Here is a 19,351-nt window from a genome sequence, read left to right as displayed (position 1 = left end):
GGCCCTGTGTCGAAGCAGCGTCGCATTTGCGCTTTCCCGCCCTTGCCCACCTCCGACGTTCTGATAAAAGACCATACCAATAATCATACTAATCGAGAGACACCCATGTCCCCCATCAACCTCGCTATCGTCGGCGTCGGCAAGATTGTCCGCGACCAGCATCTTCCGTCCATCGCCAACAATGCGGATTTCAAACTGGTTGCCACGGCAAGTCGCCATGGCACGGTCGAAGGCATCCAATCCTTCACCACCATCGAGGCCATGCTGGACGCGGTTCCCGAGATCGATGCTGTTTCGCTCTGCATGCCGCCGCAATATCGCTACGAGGCCGCCTACAAGGCACTCCAGGCCGGCAAGCATGTTTTCCTGGAAAAGCCGCCGGGCGCGACGCTGAGCGAGGTCGCCGATCTTGAGGCGCTCGCAAAGGCAAAGGGCGTTTCGCTGTTTGCAAGCTGGCATTCGCGCTACGCACCCGCCGTCGAAGCGGCCAAGACCTTCCTCGACGCGACGACGATCAAGAGCGCGCATGTGATCTGGAAGGAAGATGTACGCCACTGGCATCCGAACCAGGAATGGATCTGGCAGGCCGGCGGTCTCGGTGTCTTCGATCCGGGCATCAACGCACTGTCGATCGTCACCCACATCCTGCCGCCACTCTTCCTGACCGGCGCCGTGCTGGAATTTCCCGAAAACCGCGATTCGCCGATTGCCGCCGATTTGCAGTTCAAGAGCGGCCGGGGACTTCCGGTTCATGCCGAATTCGACTGGCGCCAGACCGGTAAGCAGAGCTGGGACATCGTCGCCGAAACCGAAGCGGGCCAGATGGTGCTCTCCGAAGGCGGCTCGAAGCTTTCCGTCAACGGCGAACTGACATTCACCGCGCCGGAGGCCGAATATCCCTCGCTCTACCGCCGCTTCGCCGAGATCGTCAAAGCCGGCACATCCGATGTCGACCTCGCACCGCTACGCCACGTCGCCGATGCCTTCATGCTTGGCAAGCGCAAGTTCGTCGAGGCTTTCCACGACTGAGCTTCATTGACCGGTGAGATGCGCCGCGCGCCATGTTATAGAGTGGCGCATCTTCATTTGTCAGGGAGATCGGAATGTCCTCGGAAGGCGACGATAGCTTCGGATTAGGCGTCGGGAACAAGTGTGTCACGCTTGCCGAGTCGAATGCCCGATGGCTGGAAGCCTACCGGCTGGAGGAAGCTGGCATTCGTCGGGCACTCGGCGATCTCGCTCTCGATATCCAGCATATCGGAAGCACGTCGATCCCTTCGATCAAGGCCAAGCCGATCATCGATATCGCCGTCGGCGTCAGACGCTTTGAAGACGGTTTGGCGTGCATCCCGCTGATGGAAGAGATCGGCTACGATTATGCCGGCACCGATATCGTTCCCGACGATCATATTTTCGGCCGCGGCGTCAAGGGCGAGACGCGCACGCATCTCGTTCATATCGTTGAATATAATAGCCCCAACTGGAATCAGTGGCTTCTGTTTCGCGACAGGCTCCGCGCCAATCCCGATGTGGCACTGGCCTATGAAATGCTGAAGATCGACCTGGCCGGCAAATATGCCGACAATCGCGCCGCCTATACGGCATCGAAGAAAGATTTTATCGAAAAGGTTCTCGCCGTGTACGGCGATTAAGCCCCTACCTAATCCCCGAGGGGAGAAGGAGAGGCATCACGCTTTCTTCTCCCAGCGCCCTTCCTGGGTCTGCTGCCAATAGGTGAGACTATGCCCCTCGCCCTTCAGCTTCTTCCACTGCGCGCGGGCGCCTTCCAATTGTTCCTGATCGTAGCCGTCGAAAATAAAGACGGCGCGTTGGTAGGTCTCGATATCGGCGGCTTCGGCGCCGTCGATGAAGAAGCGGACGCTGGCGTTGTTCAGATTGTCCGGCGAGACGGTCAAGAGGACAGGCTGCTGGTCCGCCATCTCGCTTTCGTCCGTGCCATGCGGCAGGAAGCTGTCTTCGCGATAGATCCAAAGATGGGTGTCGAGCGCATCGCGCCTGGCCGGCTCGCGTGTCTGGATGGCGACCTGCCAGCCGCGCTCGACACTCTTGTCGATCAGCGGCGGCAGGGCATCTTCGAGCTTCGATTCCGTCAGGTGGTAGAAGAGAACGTCGGTCATGCCGCCTCTCCTATCTCAAACATGCTCGAAGGTCACGATTCGTAGTTCTCGCGAACCAGTTCGTCGAGCAGGCGCACGCCGAAGCCCGAACCCCAGGACTGGTTGATCTCGTCCAGGGTCGAGCCCATCGCCGTGCCGGCAATGTCGAGATGCGCCCAGGGCGTTTCCTGCACGAAGCGCTTAATGAACTGGGCGGCGGTGATCGAGCCGGCATAGCGGCCGCCGGTATTCTTCATGTCGGCAAACTTGCTGTCGATCATCTTGTCGTAGTCCTTGCCAAGCGGCATGCGCCACAGGCGTTCGTTGGTGACAAGGCCGGCGGCGGTGAGCTGGTTTGCCAGCTGGTCGTCATTGCTGAACAGGCCGGCCTGCAAATTGCCGAGTGCCACCAGGATAGCACCAGTCAAGGTCGCCAGATTGATCATGAACTGCGGCTTGAAGCGGTCATTGGTGTACCAAAGCGCGTCGCAGAGCACGAGCCGGCCTTCGGCGTCCGTATTGATGATCTCGATCGTCTGGCCGGACATGGATGTGACGATATCGCCCGGACGCTGGGCATTGCCATCGGGCATGTTTTCGACCAGGCCGATGACGCCGATGGCGTTGACCTTGGCGCCACGGGCAGCAAGCGTATGCATCAGGCCGGTGACGGCGGCGGCCCCGCCCATGTCGCCCTTCATGTCTTCCATGCCGGCGGCGGGCTTGATGGAAATGCCGCCGGTGTCGAACACGACACCCTTGCCGATGAAGGCGACCGGCTTTTCCTTCGCCTTGCCGCCCTTCCATTGCATGATCACCAGGCGCGGCGGACGCACGGAACCCTGCGCCACGCCAAGCAGCGCGCCCATGCCGAGCCGGCGCATCTCACGCTCCGTCAATATCTCCACTTCGACGCCAAGTTTCTCCAGCGCCTTGGCCTTGGCGGCGAACTCGACCGGGCCGAGAATGTTCGGCGGCTCGTTGACGAGATCGCGAGCGAGGATAACGCCGCCGGCAATCGCTTCCGAGGCACCGAAAAGCTTCTTTGCGGCTGCGGCATCCGGGGTGACGATGGTGACCTTCACGGATTTCTGCGCACCGTTCTTGTCCTCGTCGTCGCTCTTCTTCGTCTTGTATGTGTCGAAGCTGTAAGCCCGTAGCAGCATGCCGAGCGCAAAATCGGCAGCAGCCTTGCCTCCGGCCTCAGCGCCGGGCATATCGATGAAGATCGCGGCCTTGTCGACATTGCGGATCCGCGCCGCGGCGCCGCCGCCGAGCTTCAGCCAGTCATGCGCGTTGAGTTCCTTCGCCTTGCCGGTGCCGATGACAACGATCCGGTCGACCGGCGACCCCTCGGGCGCGACGATATCGAGGCTCGACAGACCCTTGGCGGTGAAACGGGCGATGCGTGCGGCCTTGGCGAAAACATTCGCCGGATCGGCGCTTGCGGCCCCCGCCGGCAATTCGCTGTCCGTGTCTTTCAGGAGAATGGCAAGACCGCCATTGAGTCGAACCGTTTTGGCAAAGGAAATCTCGAATTTCACAGACATTTCTGCTCCGATGGATATGCATATTACAAAATGGAATTATAGCCCTAGATCATTCAAGCTTTTCCCATCGAATACAAGCTTTGGCGAGATATTCAGCAAAAGAAGCGCCTTTTTCCGCCTTCAAATCCTTGTCATCTATTGTCGCTAGCCTATCGGCGTGCGCCTTTTGTGCCGCCGCCTGCCCGGCGTTATCATTGACCGGAACACCACCTTGATCATTGATTTCAATAGCTTCGATCGCCAGGACCGTTTTCCCGAGATCCTGCAGCCTCGCACTGCGGGCGATGCATTCGTCGCTCTCTTCTGCTTGTGGTGGATATTGCTCGGACTGTTTTCGATTTTTCCACAGATCGATCTCGCCATAGCCAATATATTCTTCCTGCCGGAACAATGCATCGTCCCCGCCAGGTTCGGTCAGGTCTGCGGCATTTTCCCGTATGGTGACGATCCGCATATGCGCCTGCTCAGGGAGATATTCTTCCAGCTCCCCTATATCGTCGCCGCCGTCCTCTGTTGGATGCTGATCCAGTGCGGGCAGCAGCACGGCGCAACCTTCAAGACGTTGCGGGACCGCAATCTGAAGGTCGCACTCGGTTCGCTGCTTCTCGGCCCCGTGCTGATCGTCAATCTCTGGCTCAAGGCGTTTTCGGGCCGTCCACGGCCACGGCAGACCGACCTCTTCGGCGGCACGTTCGATTTCGTTCATGCCGGCTCCTTTGCCGGAAAATGCGTCAGCAATTGCTCCTTCATTTCCGGCGAAGCTGCCGCCGCCGGCTGGCTGTTCTGCCTGATCTTCATCATCCCACAGCCGGCCCGCACCGCCCTTGCGCCGCCGATCGCGGTCGTTTCTATCCTCATACCAGCCCTCAGAGTGGCCTTCGGAAGCCACTATCTGTCGGATGCCGTGCTTGGCTGGCTCTCTTCTCTTGTCATATTCACCGCGCTTATGGCCCTCTCCCAAACAACACACAGCAGAAGAATCTCAGAAAATTAACGAATTTTTTGCGAGTGGGTTGTCGCCAAAAAAACGCAAACAGCGTAGAGGAGGATGAATCTCTGCCGGCTCGCCCGATGGAGCGTTGCGTTTAAGGGCCGGCATGAAGTTATTCGAAACATATATCGTACGGCGTGTCGGCATGATGTTCCTGGTAGCCCTGCTGCCGGTGCTCGCGATTATATGGACGACTCAGGTACTGCAGCGCATCAATCTCGTGACCGATAGCGGTCAGTCGATTGGTTCGTTCGCAACGCTTGCGACCCTTATTCTGCCTACCATCATTCCCGTCGTTTTGCCGTTCGCATTGGTCATCGGCATCACGCAGACCCTAACCGCGATGAACAGCGATTCGGAGCTGACCGTCATGGAAGCGGCCGGCGCGAGGCGGAGCATCATCATCCGCCCGATCATGATTCTCGCCATAGCGATCAGCGTCTTCTCCTTCCTCGTTGATAATATGGTGGAACCGAAGGCCCGCGTCGCCGCCCGGCAAATGGTCGCGGAAGCCTATGCCGACCTGCTCTCGACCGTGATCGAGGAGAAGAATTTCCGGCGCATCGAAGACGGGCTCTACGTGCAGATCACCCAGCGCATGTCGGGGCGAATCCTGAAGGGGCTGTTCGTGGTGGATTCGCGCGATCCCGCTTTCGATCTCATCTATTATGCCAAGGAAGGCGCCGTCGACGCGAGCGGTTCATCGCTGCTGATGAAGGACGGCGAAGTCCACCGCAAGACATCCGATGGCAACGTCTCCGTCATCAAATTCGATTCCTATTCCTTCGATCTTTCCGACATGACGCAGAGCCGTGGTCAGGCGACCCTTCGCGCCGGCGATCGTAGCCTCGGATTCCTGCTCGATCCAGATCCTAACGATGCGGATTATAAAGCCAAACCGGCGGGGTACCGCTCCGAATTGCACCGTCGCCTCACCGATTGGGCACTCCCGGCCATTTTTGCTCTTATATCCCTGGTTATCGCCGGCGATGCGCGATCCCATCGCGAGGCGCGGCTGCATCCCATGGTATCGGCGCTCACTATCGCCTTCGCATTGCGCTGGGCGGATTTTTACGCGGCCAACCAGATCGAGACGGCGCCCTATTTCGTCGGCATCCTCTATGCGATCAACATTGGCGCGACGCTGATTGCGATCTTCCTGCTGTTCAGAAGCCGAAGGATGACCATGCCGGTGTCGATCCGCAATCGTTTCGGCAGCTGGCGGCAGAAGATCCAGGAGCGCCTCCCGACACCCGGCAGCTCGAATGGGAGCGGCGCATGATCTTCAGCACGCTCGGCCGCTACTTCTTCACGCGCTACATCATCACGACGCTCTGGTTTTTCCTCGGCGTCACCTCGCTCGTGTATCTGATCGACTTCAGCGAGACCGCTGGCCGGCTCGCTGGCCTTCCGGGGTATACGGTCCGCATCGGCCTGCTGATGACAGCGGTCAGGTTGCCGTTCATCATGCAGCAGACGGTGCCGTTCATCGCCCTGTTCGTCGGCATGACCGTGCTGATCGCGCTCAATCGCCGCCGCGAACTGGTGATCGCACGCGCGGCCGGCATTTCCGTCTGGCAGTTCATGACGCCTTTCGTGGTCGGCGCCTTCTGCGTCGGCTTGCTGACCATGTTTGCCCTCAATCCGGTTGCGGCATGGGGTCAGCGGCAGGCGGAGACAATGGAAGCCGATCTGCGTGGCGACCCGTCCTATCGCAATACACTTTCCATTCCGTGGCTGCGTCAGTCGGATGGCAAAAGCGACATCATCATCGGTGCCAAAGCCGTTCTCAACAACGGCACGACGCTGATGAACGTTGTCTTTATCCACTTCGATTCACAGGGAAATATCATTCTGAGGCAGGATGCCCAGTCGGCTAACTTGGAAAATGGTTACTGGCTTCTTAACGGTGTCGTCGAGCGCGCGCCTGGCGAAATTCCCGTTCACAAAACCACGACACAGGTTCGTACGAATCTGAAACAGGATTTCGTCTCCGAGCGCTTGGCGCAGCCGGAAACCATTGCTTTTTATGATCTTTCTAATCGAATAAAGATTGCTAAGTCCTTTGGCATCTCAACCAAGGCGCTTGAAACGCAATTTCATTCGCTGCTATCACAGCCATTCCTTTTGGTGGCAATGACGCTGATCGCAGCAACCGTGTCCCTAAAATTCAGTAGATTCAACCAATCGCGCTCCGTGATTCTGGGTGGAATCCTCTCAGGCTTCGTGCTTTATGTTGTCACCGTGCTTGTAAAGGCATTTGGGAGCAGCGGAGTGGTTCCTCCCTTCGTGGCGACATGGATACCCGTGGTCGTCGCTTTGGCATTCGGAGCAACGATCCTGCTTCATCAGGAGGACGGCTAGTGGCGGGCGACCGCAAGAGTATCAGAAAGTTTGTAGCTGCCCTTGTTACGGGCACGGCTGCATGCGCGTATATCATGAGCCCGGCCGTATCTTACGCCCAGGCCACCAACAATAATGGCGGCGCCGGTGCTGCGACCGCTCCTGTAAAGGTCAATGTACCCGACGGCTCCAAGCTGATCCTTTCGTCCAACGAATTGGTCTATAACAAGGACAACCAGATCGTCACCGCCACCGGTGCCGTGCAGATCAACTATGGCGGCTACAAAATGGTCGCCCAGAAGGTTGAATATAATCAAAAGTCCGGCCGGATGACGGCAATCGGCAATGTCGAGCTGATCAGCCCAGACGGCAATCGCATGTACGGTGACAAAATGGATGTCACCGATAGCTTCTCCGACGGTTTCGTCAACGCCCTGCGCATCGAAATGCCGGACAATACCCGCATGGCCGCCGAAAAGGGCGAGCGTGTCGGCGGAACGCAGTTGATTCTGACGAAGGGCGTTTATACCGCCTGTCAGTCCTGCTCCGAAAAAGGCCGTGCGCCGCTGTGGCAGGTCAAGGCACAGCGCGTGGTGCAGAACGGCGTGACGCATACCGTCCGCCTCGAGCATGCTCGCTTCGAACTGTTCGGCCAACCGATCGCCTATATTCCGTGGATCGAAGTTCCGGACAACACGGTTAAGCGCAAGTCCGGCTTCCTGTTTCCGTCGGCGAGCATGTCCGAACACCTCGGCTTCGGTCTGAAGGTTCCGTACTATTACGTTATCTCGCCGAGCATGGACGCGACGGTCAGCGCCACCGGCTACACGAACCAGGGCCTCCTGCTCGAGGGCGAATTCCGGCAACGTCTTGAAAACGGCACGCATGTTCTCCGCGTCGCCGGCATCAACCAGATGAACCCCGAATCATTCACCGCCAATACCAGCGATTCCGAGCACAAGGCTCGCGGCATGATCTCCTCCAAGGCGGATTTCACGATCAATCCTCGCTGGACATTCGGCTGGGATGTCATGGCGCAGAGCGACAATAACTTCTCACGCACCTATGGGCTGGATGGCCTCAACCAGAGCACCCATACCAACCAGGCCTATCTGACCGGTCTCGGCAAGCGCAATTATTTCGATATGCGCGCCTTCTATTACGACGTCCAGGACACTGATGATAACAGCACCGCCGAAAAGCAGCAGGCTGTCGTCTATCCGAGCATCGACTATCACTATGTCGACCCGAAGTCTGTCTATGGCGGTGAGCTGTCGGCGACGATGAACTTCACGCACCTGTCGCGTGACAAGACGTCCGTGCTCGATAATGTCGCAAGTCTTGGGGATAATCCGCTTGATCCTAGGCTGAATGACCGTTACCTCGGTCTTTCGGGAGACTATACGCGCCTGAGCACCGAGGTGCAGTGGCAGCGTACCTTCACCACGGATCAGGGCCTGGTTTTGACACCGCTGGCGGCACTTCGCGGCGACGTCTATGGCCTCGACATGGATGCGCCTGGAGCTGGCACTTATTCCGGCAATTACGACACGAGCGACTATGCCACGCGTGGTATGGCGACGTTGGGCCTTGAAGCGAAGTATCCCTTCCTCGTCACCACCAGGAACAGCACGCATGTGTTCGAGCCGATCGCGCAGCTCTATGTGCGTCCGGACGAGCAGCTTGCCGGAGAGCTGCCGAATGAGGACGCTCAGAGCTTTGTCTTCGATGCGACCAATCTGTTCGATCGTGACAAGTTCTCGGGCTTCGACCGTGTTGAAGGCGGCACACGCGCCAATGTCGGTTGGCGCTATACCGGCAGCTTCGACAGTGGTTACAAGTTGCAGCATATCTTCGGCCAATCCTTCCAGCTTGCCGGCCGCAATTCCTTCGCCGAGAGCGATCTTGCCGGTGTCGGCGCGGATTCGGGACTTGAAACCACCCGCTCCGACTATGTGACCATGTTTGGCCTCACCACGCCGCAGGGAATTTCACTTTCGCAGTCCTATCGTTTCGACGAGAAGGATTTCGCGTTCCGCCGCGGCGATACCACGGTCGGCTTCGCCAACGATGTCTTCCAGACCTCCGCGACCTACACCCATATTGCAGCACAACCGCAATATGGCTTCACCTCGGATCAGGATGAAATCCAGACGCGCGCCCAGGTCAAGTTCAAGGAATATTGGTCGGTGTTCGGTACGGTGAATTATGACATCAACGATAGCGAGATCACCCGCCAGGGCGTCGGACTCTCCTATGAGGACGAATGCACGATCTTCAGCATTTCCTTCCTGAACAAGAAGGATTCGACGGATGCATCGGCAAGCAACTGGTCGGTCGGTGCCAGGATAACGTTCCGCACGCTCGGTGACGTCAATCTCGGCAATACCCAGGACGCCACGTTCTGATCCATCAAACTCAAAAAGAGGGCCGGCACCCCAGCCGGCCCTTTTTGTTTGAAACCGCCCGGCACTCTCCTCCCCGTCATTGTTTCGCCGCAAGGATTTTGCAATTCGTCGTGCTTGTTGTAGACATGTGGCGCAAAATTGCCGTATTGCGCGAACGGCGTCCCGATGTGACGCAGTGCGGATAAGGACCTTTGGGAAGGGGTAATTGATGTTCTCTGGAAAGACACCGATACGCGCTGTGCTATTCGGAGCCGCGGCGCTGATCATGGCTACGTTCGCCATGCCGAGCAGCGACGTTGCTTTCGCCGCAAGCGAGGTGAAGGTCGTTGTCAACAACTCGGTGATCACCTCGGGCGATATCGCCAAGCGTGTCAACTTCCTCAAATTGCAACACCAAAAGGGCGACCTCAACAAGCTGGCGCAGGAACAGCTTGTCGACGAGACGCTGAAGCGCGCTGAAATCTCCCGCGTGCGCATGTCGGTATCAACGTCAGACGTCGACAGCGCCTTTGGCCGCTTCGCCGCGAGCAACAAGATGTCGCCGCAGCAGCTTGGCCAGATCCTCGACAAGATGGGTGTTGGCGTCGATCACTTCAAATCCTATGTCGCCGTCTCCATGAGCTGGCCGCGCGTCGTCAACGCCCGCTTCGGCTCCGGTAACGCCAACCGCTTGTCGAACGACGACCTCGTGACGCGCATGACGGAAAACAAGACGAAGCCGGTCACCACGGAATATTTCCTGAAACAGATCGTCTTCGTTGTCCCGGCCGCGAAACGAAATGCCATCCTCAACCAGCGCAAGTCCGAGGCTGAAGCCTCGCGAGCCAAGTTCCCAGGCTGCGATCAGGCGAAGGTCTTTGCCGCGACCATGCGTGACGTTTCCGTCCAGGATCTCGGTCGCGTGCTTGCCCCCGATCTTCCTGAAATCTGGAAGCCAATGCTCGAAAAGGCCCAAGGCAACACGACAAGCCCTGTCGTCACCGATCGCGGCGTTGAATATGTCGCCATCTGCTCGCAGCGTCAGGTGAACGACGACGTTGCCGCCGCCGCCGTCTTCCGCGCCGAAGACATCGGCAAGGCCGGTGCACAGGGCGTTAGCGCCAACGACAAGAAGTATATGGACGAACTGCGCTCCAAGGCGCAGATTCTCTATCGCTGATTGCCGCGATGCCGCAGCACCCTTCCCGCCCCCTCGCGCTGACGCAAGGGGACCCAGCAGGCATCGGACCTGACATTACGCTCGCCGCCTGGCTCCGCCGCGGCGAGCTTTCCCTGCCGCCTTTCCTCTTTCTCGGCGACCCGAAAGTCCTTGCGGCGCGCGCCCTGCAATTGAACCTGGATGTCCCCTTGCGGGAAACCGACGCATCGACGGCTATTGGCGTCTTTGCCGAAGCACTGCCGGTACTGCCGATCGCCGCCGGCATGACCGTGGTCGCCGGCGAACCGCATGTCGCGACGGCCAAGGGGACGATTGCGGCCATCGAAACGGCGGTGTCGCTCAGCATGAATGGCGACACATCCGCCGTCGTTACCAATCCGATCGCGAAATCGGTCCTCTACGATGCCGGCTTCGGCTTTCCCGGCCATACCGAATTCCTAGCCGACCTTGCGGCGCGTGCGACCGGCAAGCCGGTAATACCGGTGATGATGCTGGCCGGGCCGAAATTGCGGGCCATACCGGTCACCATTCATATCCCGCTGAAGGACGTGCCGGCAGCGTTGACGGCCGATCTGATCATCGAAACCTGCCGGATCACTGATCACGACCTCAGAACCCGCTTTGGCATTGCCAAGCCGCGGCTGGCGATCGCCGGTCTCAATCCACATGCCGGCGAGAGCGGCGCGATCGGCAAAGAGGATGAGGAGATCATCCGCCCAGCGATCAAGGTACTCCGTAACGAGGGCATCGATGCCTTCGGACCCCTTCCCGCCGACACGATGTTCCATGACGATGCGCGCCGTCGCTATGACGTTGCCATCTGCATGTATCATGATCAGGCTCTGATCCCCGCCAAGGCGCTTGGCTTCGACGATTCCGTCAATGTCACGCTCGGTCTTCCCTTTGTCCGCACCTCGCCGGACCACGGCACGGCCTTCGGCATTGCCGGCAAGGGCGTCGCCAAGGAGGATAGCCTCGTGGCCGCCCTCAAGCTGGGAAACGAGATTAGCAACGCAACGGGAAGCAATCGCTGATGGCTGCACTCGACGGCCTGCCCCCGCTTCGCGATGTGATCCAGCGCCATGGCCTTGATGCGCGCAAGGCGCTCGGCCAGAATTTTCTGCTCGACCTCAATCTGACCCAGAAGGTTGCCCGCACCGCCGGATCGCTGGAAGGCGTTACTGTCTTCGAAGTCGGACCCGGACCGGGTGGGCTGACGCGCGCCATCCTGGCGCTCGGAGCCGCCAAGGTCATCGCCGTGGAGCGTGACGCGCGCTGCCTGCCGGCGCTGGCCGAAATCGCCGATCACTATCCCGGCCGGCTGGAGGTCATCGAGGGCGATGCCTTGAAGACGGATTTCGCGGCGCTGGTGCCGGAAGGCCCAGTGAAGATCATCGCCAACCTGCCCTATAATGTCGGCACGCAGCTGCTGGTGAACTGGCTACTGCCGGGCAATTGGCCGCCCTTCTGGCAATCGCTGACGCTGATGTTCCAGAAAGAGGTCGGCCAGCGGATCGTCGCCGACGAGGATGACGATCACTACGGCCGTCTCGGCGTTCTCTGCGGCTGGCGCACGCAGGCGCACATGGCCTTCGACGTGTCGCCGCAGGCCTTCACGCCGCCGCCGAAGGTGACCTCAACGGTGGTGCATCTGACGCCTAGGGAAAACCCGATCCCCTGCGCCGTCGACAAGCTGGAAAAGGTAACACTGGCCGCCTTCGGCCAGCGTCGCAAGATGCTGCGGCAGAGCCTGAAATCGCTCGGTGGCGAAACGCTGCTGCAGAAGGCCAATATCGACCCGCAGCGACGCGCCGAAACGCTCTCCGTCGAGGAGTTCTGCAGGTTGGCGAATTGTCTCTGATCTAATCAGAGTCTCCGATCGGGATCAGAGCTTCGGCGTTTCTTCCAGAAGACCGCGCACGAAATCGAACATGCCGTGACGACGGTCGCGGCGCAGGCGCTCGGCTTTGACGATCGACTGAACGGCGTCGAAGGCGGCATTCAGGTCGTCGTTGATGATGACATAGTCATATTCCCGCCAATGAGCGATCTCGGATCGCGAATTGGCAAGCCGCGTGGCGATCACCTCCTCGGAATCCTCGGCGCGACGGTGCAGGCGCGATTGCAGTTCCGTCATGGTCGGCGGCAGCACGAAGATGGAGACGACATCGGCGGGCATCTTCTCCTGAAGCTGCTGTGCGCCCTGCCAGTCGATGTCGAAGAGCATGTCGCGGCCCTCGGCCATCGCCGTTTCCACCGGCTCGCGCGGCGTGCCGTAGAAATTACCGTGCACCTCGGCCCATTCGAGGAGCGAATCGGAATCGCGAAGCCGTTCGAATTCCCGCTGCGAGACGAAGTGATAGTGCACGCCGGCGATCTCGCTCGGCCGGCGTTGCCGCGTTGTGACGCTGACGGAAAGACCGACGTGCTTATCGGTGTCCAACAGCGTGCGCGCGATGGTCGATTTTCCCGCGCCCGACGGCGAGGAAATGGCCAGCATCAGCCCCCGGCGGGCAATGGGAATGGAAGTGGATATCGCCGGCTTCATGGCCTACTCCAAATTCTGGACTTGTTCGCGGAACTGGTCGATGACCACTTTCAATTCGATACCGGCGGCGGTCACAGCCGCGGCATTCGATTTCGAACAGATAGTATTCGATTCCCGGTTAAATTCCTGTGCAAGGAAATCAAGCTTGCGTCCGACCGGTCCGCCCTTGGCTATGAGGTCGCGGGCAGCAGCCACATGCGCCTTCAGCCGGTCGATCTCCTCGCGCAGGTCTGCCCTGGTAGCGATGAGCGCGGCCTCGGCATGCAGTCTGTCGCGATCGAGGCTGGCGGCACCCTCGAGGAGCATGGAGACCTGCGTTGCCAGCTTCGCGGCAATCTCCTGCTGCGAACGCGAAGGATCGCGCTCCACCGTGGCCGTCAGTGCCTCTATCGTGGCGACTTGGCCGAGCAGGATCTGACCGAGTGCCCGGCCCTCCTGGCCGCGCATATCGCTGAGATCGCCAAGTGCCGCATCGAGGCCCGCCATGATGTCGGCATCTCGCGCCGTAAGCACGTCTTCGCTCTCCTCGGCTTCCTTGAACTCCACGATGCCGCGAATGCCGAGCAGCGTGTCCAGCCGCAGCGGCGCGGGATCGATGATGCCCGTCAGCTGGTCGCGAAGTGCCAGCACGGTTGCCAGCGCACCCTGATTGACGACGGCTTCGACCCGGCTTTCATCGACGGACACGGAGAGGCCAACCTGGAGATTGCCGCGTGAAAACCTGTCGGTGATCAGCTTGCGCACATCAATTTCCAGGCGCTCCAGCCCCGGCGGCAGACGCAAGCGGACGTCGAGGCCTTTGCCATTGACGGATCGCAGCTCCCATGCCCAGCGAGAGCGCCCGCTCGTTCCTTCACGCCGGGCAAAACCGGTCATGGACTGCAGCACCATGCAAGCCTCCGAAGATTATGATCCGCCATCCGCCGAAAATCAGCGTATCGCGGACGATTGTAACGTGAGTCCGCCCATGCGTCCCATTGAAAGCACGGCGCGGGCCAAGGATCAGTTCGTCTTCTTTTTCTGCTGTGTGCCGGTAGCAGCGCCGGAACCGGCGGTAGCGGCGGCGCCATCGTCCGGCTGACCATCGACCGCGATCGCGCTCGGGTCTTCACCCTTCTCCGCAACGAGCTTGCGCCAGCGCTTGACATTGGCATTGTGCTCTTCCAGCGTTGCGGCAAAGACATGCCCACCGGTGCCGTCAGCAACGAAATAGAGGTCCTGCGTCTTCCAGGGATTGGCAACAGCTTCCAATGCATCTCGGCCTGGATTGGCAATCGGCGTCGGCGGCAAGCCCTTGATGATATAGGTGTTGTAGGATGTCTCTTTCTTCAGGTCCGACTGGAAGATCGGCCGGTCAGCCGGCTTTCCATCGCCACCGAAGAGACCGTAGATGATCGTCGGATCGGATTGCAGACGCATGCCCTTGCCAATGCGGTTCAGGAAGACCGAGGCGACATGAGCGCGCTCATCCGCCAGACCGGTCTCCTTTTCGACGATCGAGGCCAGCGTCACGAATTCCTGCTTGTTGGCAAGCGTCAGGCTCGGATCGCGCTTCTCCCAGATCTGATCGACGAGCTTCTCCTGCGCCCCCGCCATCTGCTGGACAATCTCCGTCCGCTTGGTGCCGCGCGTGAATTTATAGGTGTCGGGTCGCAGGCTGCCTTCCGCCGGCAGCGCCGACGGCAGATCGCCTTCGAGCACGGTATCGGCCTGCAACTTGTTGAATATCTGGCGCACCGTCAGCCCTTCCGGCAGGGTCACCGAATAAAGGATCGACTTGCCGGATTTCAGCAGTTCCATGATGTCCTTCATGGAAGCGCCGGCCTTGATCTCGTATTCGCCGGACCGCAACGTCTCGCCATCATGCAGATAGGTGGTCGTCAGATAGCGAAAAATGCGAGCGTCGGAGATGATGTTGTTCGCTTCGAGTCGATTGGAGATTTCGGCGAGACCAGCGCCGTTGCGCACGATGAAATTGCTGTTGGTCGTCAGAGGCCCTGGGCTTTGATAGGCAGAGATGGCGTAATAGGCGCCGATGATCGCGAGAGCGATGACAAAGACAACCAGCGTCATCAAAAAGTTCAGGAAGATCACCATCTGGCTGCGGGCCTTGCGCGAGCGCTTTGGCGGATCCGGAACACGCTCCGGACGCAGCGCTTCACTGGCCGATTTCGGGATGATCGGCCCCTTCTGCCCGTTCGGAGTTCCGTTGCTCTGGTTAGTATCGCTCACCGGCAATCCCTTCATTTTGTCGTTGCCTGCTCTTTGGCCAAGCAATGCGGCAAAAAGCAGGTTCAGGAGATAAAGCGGAGCCTGATGGAGCTCCGCTTTCGACCGATCAGACATTACCGCAACAGCATCTGGTGAGATGCGTGAAGGACGCGGCAACATTCAAGGGTGCTCATAGCCTTGCCGAAAAGCCCTCCCGCCTTTCGGATTTAGGCGCAGTTATTATGCCTCGTAGCGCCGCAGGACAAGCGACGCATTCGTACCGCCGAATCCGAAGGAATTCGACAATGCGACATTGATCTCCCGCTTGCGGGCCTTGTGCGGAACGAGATCGATCGCCGTCTCACGCTCCGGATTGTCGAGATTCAGCGTCGGTGGGGCGACATTGTCGCGAATGGCGAGGACAGAGAAGATTGCCTCGATTGCGCCGGCAGCCCCGAGAAGATGGCCGGTCGCGGACTTGGTCGATGACATCGAGATCCTGGACGCGGCGTCGCCGACCAGCCGCTCGACGGAGCCGAGCTCGATCGTGTCGGCCATGGTCGAGGTGCCATGCGCATTGATATAGTCGACATCCGCCGGTGTCAGACCGGCGCGCTTCAGGGCCGATGTCATGCAGCGGAACGCGCCCTCGCCGTCCGCGGACGGAGCGGTGATGTGATAGGCGTCGCCGGAAAGACCGTAGCCGACCACTTCGGCGTAGATCTTGGCGCCGCGCGCCTTGGCGTGTTCCAGCTCTTCCAGAACGACGATGCCGGCGCCCTCGCCCATGACGAAACCGTCGCGGTCGCGGTCGTAGGGGCGCGACGCCTTCTGCGGATCATCATTGTAGTCCGTCGACAACGCCTTGCAGGCGGCAAAGCCGGCAAGCGAGATACGACAGACCGGCGCTTCGGCGCCGCCGGCAACCATGACGTCGGCATCGCCGAGCATGATCAGGCGCGCTGCGTCGCCAATGGCGTGCGCGCCGGTCGAACAGGCGGTTACGACGGCGTGGTTCGGACCGCGCAGCTTGTGGCGGATCGAAACCTGGCCGGAAACGAGATTGATGAGACGTCCAGGAATGAAGAAGGGCGAAATGCGCCGCGGGCCCTTGTCGCGCAGCGTATAGCCGGCCTCGACAATGCCTTCCAGGCCACCGATGCCCGAGCCGATCATGACGCCCGTCGCGATCTGGTCTTCATCCGAGGTCGGATGCCAGCCGGCGTCGGCCAATGCCATGTCGGCGGCCGCCATGCCGTAAATGATGAAAGGGTCGACCTTGCGCTGTTCCTTGGGTTCCATCCAGTCGTCGGCATTGAATGTGCCGTCGCTGCCATCACCGACCGGAACGCGGCAAGCAATCTTTGCGGGGAGGTCTTCGACCTCGAATTCCGTCACGAGACGTGCGCCGTTGTGCCCGGCGATCAAGCGCGACCACGACACCTCCGTGCCACAGCCCAAAGGAGATACCATGCCGGTACCCGTGATAACGACACGTCTCATCGCCTGCAGACCCCCGTCCTCTTATGCCATGCGTATAAATATGGAACGCCCGACCTTGCCGGACGAAATAGGGCGGACTCCAAGAGCCCGCCCATCAAAAAGCGCAAATGATTAGGCCTGGGCCTTTTCAATGAACTTTACCGCGTCGCCGACCGTCAGGATCGAGTCGGCAGCGTCGTCGGGGATTTCAACGCCGAATTCTTCTTCAAAGGCCATGACCAGTTCGACGGTGTCGAGCGAGTCTGCGCCGAGGTCGTCGATGAAGCTAGCGCCTTCAACAACCTTGTCGGCGTCAACGCCAAGATGATCAATAACAATTTTCTTTACGCGTTCTGCGGTATCGCTCATGTCGGTTTCCTCGACTTTATGTCCTGATCAGAATGTCGTCTGACATTCCTACCCTGTTCAAAGCCTGCAACGCCCCTATTGGCGCCGCTGGCAAATCTGTTCAACCCCGCCCTGAGATCCGGCCCGGCCGCCTTATACGCGGCACAGTCCTTCTACATTTTCGGGGCGACTGTTCACAGTCATGGCCCGCTTAACACGGTTTAAGTCTGTCGCAAAGCCAGAAAATCGCCACTTCTGCGTTGCTCAACATGCTATTGGAGGGAAAGTTCCCGCCAATAGACTTTTCCATTTCAGATCATCGCCATGCCGCCGTTAACGTGGATCGTCTGGCCGGTGACATAGCTCGCCTCGGAGGAAGCAAGATAAGCGACGGCGGATGCGACTTCGGCGCCGTTGCCCATGCGCTTCATGGGAATAGCCCCCATGATCGCTTCCTTCTGCTTGTCGTTGAGCTTGCCGGTCATGGCGCTTTCGATAAAGCCTGGGGCGACGCAATTGACTGTCACGTTGCGGGTCGCAATCTCCTGCGCCAGCGATTTGGTAAAGCCGACCATGCCAGCCTTGGCCGCACAGTAGTTGGCCTGGCCAGGATTGCCGACGACGCCGACGACGGAGGTGATGTTGATGATGCGGCCATAGCGGCGACGCATCATCGGATGGGTCAATTCCCGCGTCAGGAGGAAGACGGAAGTGAGGTCGACCTCCAGCACGCTGTCCCAATCCTCGTCGCTCATGCGCACGAAAAGGCCGTCCTTCGTGATGCCGGCATTGTTGACCAGAATGTCGACGCCGCCGAGTTCCTCTTCCGCCTTGACGCCGAGCGCCTTGACCTCTTCGCGATTGGACAGGTTGGCCGGAAAGATCTTGACGCGGTCGCCAAGATCGGCGGCGAGCGCCTCAAGCTTCTCGACACGGGTGCCGTGCAGGCCGACGATAGCGCCCTGCTTGTGCAGCAACCTTGCGATCTCTTCGCCGATACCACCGGAAGCACCGGTTACCAGGGCCTTGCGGCCGGTCAAATCAAGCATGTGGTGTCCCTCGTTCCGTAATATTCTAAAGCAGGCTTGTAAGCGCGGTATCGATATCGGCGGCCGAATTCACCGCGATCCCGTTCACCGATTTGTCGATGCGCCTTGCAAGCCCCGTCAGCACCTTGCCGGCACCGATCTCATACAATGTTGTCACATTATTGGCCGCGAACCATTCCACCGTCTCGCGCCAGCGCACCTGGCCCGTAACCTGCTCCACGAGAAGATTGGCGATTTCGCCGGCATCCGTGACCGGAGCGGCGCGAACATTGGCGATGAGCGGCACGACCGGATTGGATTTCGCAACATCGGCAAGTGCCGCGCGCATCGCTTCGGCGGCGGGCGCCATCAGCGAGGAATGGAAGGGAGCAGAGACCGGTAGCAGGATAGCGCGCTTGGCACCCTTGGCAGTTGCCAGCTCCGCGGCTTTCTCGACCGGGGCCTTCTCGCCGGAAATGACGATCTGGCCGCCGCCATTGTCGTTGGCGATCTGGCAGGCGCCGATGACGGAGGCTTCCGCGCAGACAGCGACGACATCTGCATGTTCCAGACCGATGATCGCCGCCATGGCGCCGACGCCGACCGGAACCGCCGCCTGCATGGCGTTGCCGCGGATGCGCAACAGCCGCGCCGTATCGGCGAGCGAGAACGTGCCGGCGGCACAGAGAGCGGAATATTCACCGAGCGAATGGCCAGCCACGTAGGCGACCTTGCTTTTCAGATCGAAACCGCGCGATTGAAGAACACGGATGACGGCGATCGACACCGCCATCAGCGCTGGCTGAGCATTGGCCGTCAGCGTCAGCTTGTCCTCGGGGCCGTTGAAGATGACGTCGGACAGCTTTTCACCGAGCGCTTCGTCGACTTCCTCGAAGACGGCGCGCGCTTCGGCGAAATTGTCCGAGAGGTCCTTGCCCATGCCGACAGTTTGGCTGCCCTGGCCGGGAAATGTGAAAGCTACAGTCATTATATTAGGCTTCCTATGGGGTCGTTTCGCTTCCCAAATGACATTGTTTGCGGTGGAGTCAATAGCGCAAGCCCCGTAGCCAACGGCTTTTGCGGTTGCGAACTGGGGCAATTTTCTTCTTGCGCTTGCTCAATTCGAGCCTAAATTCGCTCGACCCTCCCCAGAGAGATTTCCTGTT

18 protein-coding genes are annotated in these 19,351 nt (G+C 59.7%); 9 read left to right on the top strand and 9 right to left on the bottom strand.

Annotation, left to right across the window (positions count from 1 at the left end; genetic code table 11):
* Positions 1 to 105: 105 nt before the first annotated feature.
* Complete coding sequence (locus EX00_RS26810; protein WP_047464760.1) at positions 106 to 1,029, top strand: Gfo/Idh/MocA family protein; 924 nt, start codon at positions 106 to 108, stop codon at positions 1,027 to 1,029.
* A gap of 74 nt (positions 1,030 to 1,103) precedes the next feature.
* Positions 1,104 to 1,652, top strand: coding sequence for a GrpB family protein (locus tag EX00_RS26805; protein WP_047464757.1), 549 nt, complete (start codon positions 1,104 to 1,106; stop codon positions 1,650 to 1,652).
* 36 nt (positions 1,653 to 1,688) lie between these two features.
* Here EX00_RS26805 and EX00_RS26800 read toward each other — a convergent pair whose 3' ends face one another.
* Together EX00_RS26800 and EX00_RS26795 are read right to left on the bottom strand one after the other, a co-directional pair.
* Positions 1,689 to 2,138: a DNA polymerase III subunit chi gene (locus tag EX00_RS26800; protein WP_047464755.1), complete on the bottom strand. Its 450-nt coding sequence runs from the start codon at positions 2,136 to 2,138 to the stop codon at positions 1,689 to 1,691.
* Positions 2,139 to 2,170: 32 nt separating this feature from the next.
* On the bottom strand, positions 2,171 to 3,667 hold the full coding sequence (locus tag EX00_RS26795; RefSeq protein ID WP_047464753.1) for a leucyl aminopeptidase: 1,497 nt from the start codon (positions 3,665 to 3,667) through the stop codon (positions 2,171 to 2,173).
* A gap of 328 nt (positions 3,668 to 3,995) precedes the next feature.
* Here EX00_RS26795 and EX00_RS26790 point away from each other — a divergent pair, with 328 nt between their 5' ends.
* The 7 genes from EX00_RS26790 to rsmA all read left to right on the top strand — a co-directional run bounded on the left by EX00_RS26790 (position 3,996) and on the right by rsmA (position 12,429).
* The gene (locus EX00_RS26790; protein ID WP_234709125.1) at positions 3,996 to 4,661 is read left to right on the top strand and encodes a phosphatase PAP2 family protein; all 666 of its coding nucleotides are present in this window, start codon (positions 3,996 to 3,998) and stop codon (positions 4,659 to 4,661) included.
* 103 nt (positions 4,662 to 4,764) lie between these two features.
* Positions 4,765 to 5,940, top strand: coding sequence for an LptF/LptG family permease (locus tag EX00_RS26785; protein ID WP_047464750.1), 1,176 nt, complete (start codon positions 4,765 to 4,767; stop codon positions 5,938 to 5,940).
* Positions 5,937 to 7,022, top strand: a complete 1,086-nt coding sequence (gene lptG / locus EX00_RS26780; RefSeq protein ID WP_047464748.1) for an LPS export ABC transporter permease LptG — start codon at positions 5,937 to 5,939, stop codon at positions 7,020 to 7,022. Before EX00_RS26785 ends, lptG begins: the two co-directional genes overlap by 4 nt.
* 74 nt (positions 7,023 to 7,096) lie before the next feature.
* Positions 7,097 to 9,409, top strand: a complete 2,313-nt coding sequence (locus tag EX00_RS26775; protein WP_234709118.1) for an LPS-assembly protein LptD — start codon at positions 7,097 to 7,099, stop codon at positions 9,407 to 9,409.
* 208 nt (positions 9,410 to 9,617) lie between these two features.
* The gene (locus EX00_RS26770; RefSeq protein WP_047464744.1) at positions 9,618 to 10,568 is read left to right on the top strand and encodes a SurA N-terminal domain-containing protein; all 951 of its coding nucleotides are present in this window, start codon (positions 9,618 to 9,620) and stop codon (positions 10,566 to 10,568) included.
* A gap of 8 nt (positions 10,569 to 10,576) precedes the next feature.
* Positions 10,577 to 11,602, top strand: coding sequence for a 4-hydroxythreonine-4-phosphate dehydrogenase PdxA (gene pdxA, locus EX00_RS26765; RefSeq protein ID WP_047464742.1), 1,026 nt, complete (start codon positions 10,577 to 10,579; stop codon positions 11,600 to 11,602).
* Complete coding sequence (gene rsmA / locus EX00_RS26760) at positions 11,602 to 12,429, top strand: 16S rRNA (adenine(1518)-N(6)/adenine(1519)-N(6))-dimethyltransferase RsmA (RefSeq protein ID WP_047464738.1); 828 nt, start codon at positions 11,602 to 11,604, stop codon at positions 12,427 to 12,429. The genes pdxA and rsmA overlap by 1 nt, the downstream gene beginning before the upstream one ends.
* A gap of 24 nt (positions 12,430 to 12,453) precedes the next feature.
* Here rsmA and gmk read toward each other — a convergent pair whose 3' ends face one another.
* The 7 genes from gmk to fabD form a co-directional block, all read right to left on the bottom strand.
* Positions 12,454 to 13,116 (bottom strand): guanylate kinase, encoded by a 663-nt coding sequence (gene gmk / locus EX00_RS26755; protein ID WP_047464736.1) that lies wholly within the window; start codon positions 13,114 to 13,116, stop codon positions 12,454 to 12,456.
* A 3-nt stretch (positions 13,117 to 13,119) separates the two neighbouring features.
* Positions 13,120 to 14,007, bottom strand: coding sequence for a YicC/YloC family endoribonuclease (locus EX00_RS26750; RefSeq protein ID WP_047464734.1), 888 nt, complete (start codon positions 14,005 to 14,007; stop codon positions 13,120 to 13,122).
* Between the two features lie 111 nt (positions 14,008 to 14,118).
* The gene (gene mltG / locus EX00_RS26745) at positions 14,119 to 15,348 is read right to left on the bottom strand and encodes an endolytic transglycosylase MltG (protein WP_047465178.1); all 1,230 of its coding nucleotides are present in this window, start codon (positions 15,346 to 15,348) and stop codon (positions 14,119 to 14,121) included.
* Between the two features lie 219 nt (positions 15,349 to 15,567).
* On the bottom strand, positions 15,568 to 16,830 hold the full coding sequence (gene fabF / locus EX00_RS26740; RefSeq protein WP_047464732.1) for a beta-ketoacyl-ACP synthase II: 1,263 nt from the start codon (positions 16,828 to 16,830) through the stop codon (positions 15,568 to 15,570).
* Positions 16,831 to 16,941: 111 nt separating this feature from the next.
* On the bottom strand, positions 16,942 to 17,178 hold the full coding sequence (locus EX00_RS26735) for an acyl carrier protein (protein ID WP_047464729.1): 237 nt from the start codon (positions 17,176 to 17,178) through the stop codon (positions 16,942 to 16,944).
* Positions 17,179 to 17,468: 290 nt separating this feature from the next.
* Positions 17,469 to 18,206 carry a 3-oxoacyl-[acyl-carrier-protein] reductase gene (gene fabG, locus EX00_RS26730; protein ID WP_007702484.1) on the bottom strand — a complete coding sequence of 246 codons (738 nt, stop codon included), beginning with the start codon at positions 18,204 to 18,206 and terminating at the stop codon, positions 17,469 to 17,471.
* A gap of 25 nt (positions 18,207 to 18,231) precedes the next feature.
* Positions 18,232 to 19,173, bottom strand: coding sequence for an ACP S-malonyltransferase (fabD, locus tag EX00_RS26725; RefSeq protein ID WP_047464727.1), 942 nt, complete (start codon positions 19,171 to 19,173; stop codon positions 18,232 to 18,234).
* Between the last annotated feature and the right edge of the window lie 178 nt (positions 19,174 to 19,351).

The sequence above is a fragment of the Martinezella rhizogenes genome (genome assembly GCF_000799715.1).
GTDB classification, from domain to species: Bacteria; Pseudomonadota; Alphaproteobacteria; order Rhizobiales; family Rhizobiaceae; genus Rhizobium; species Rhizobium rhizogenes_C.
This window is presented reverse-complemented; position numbering and strand designations above follow the sequence as displayed.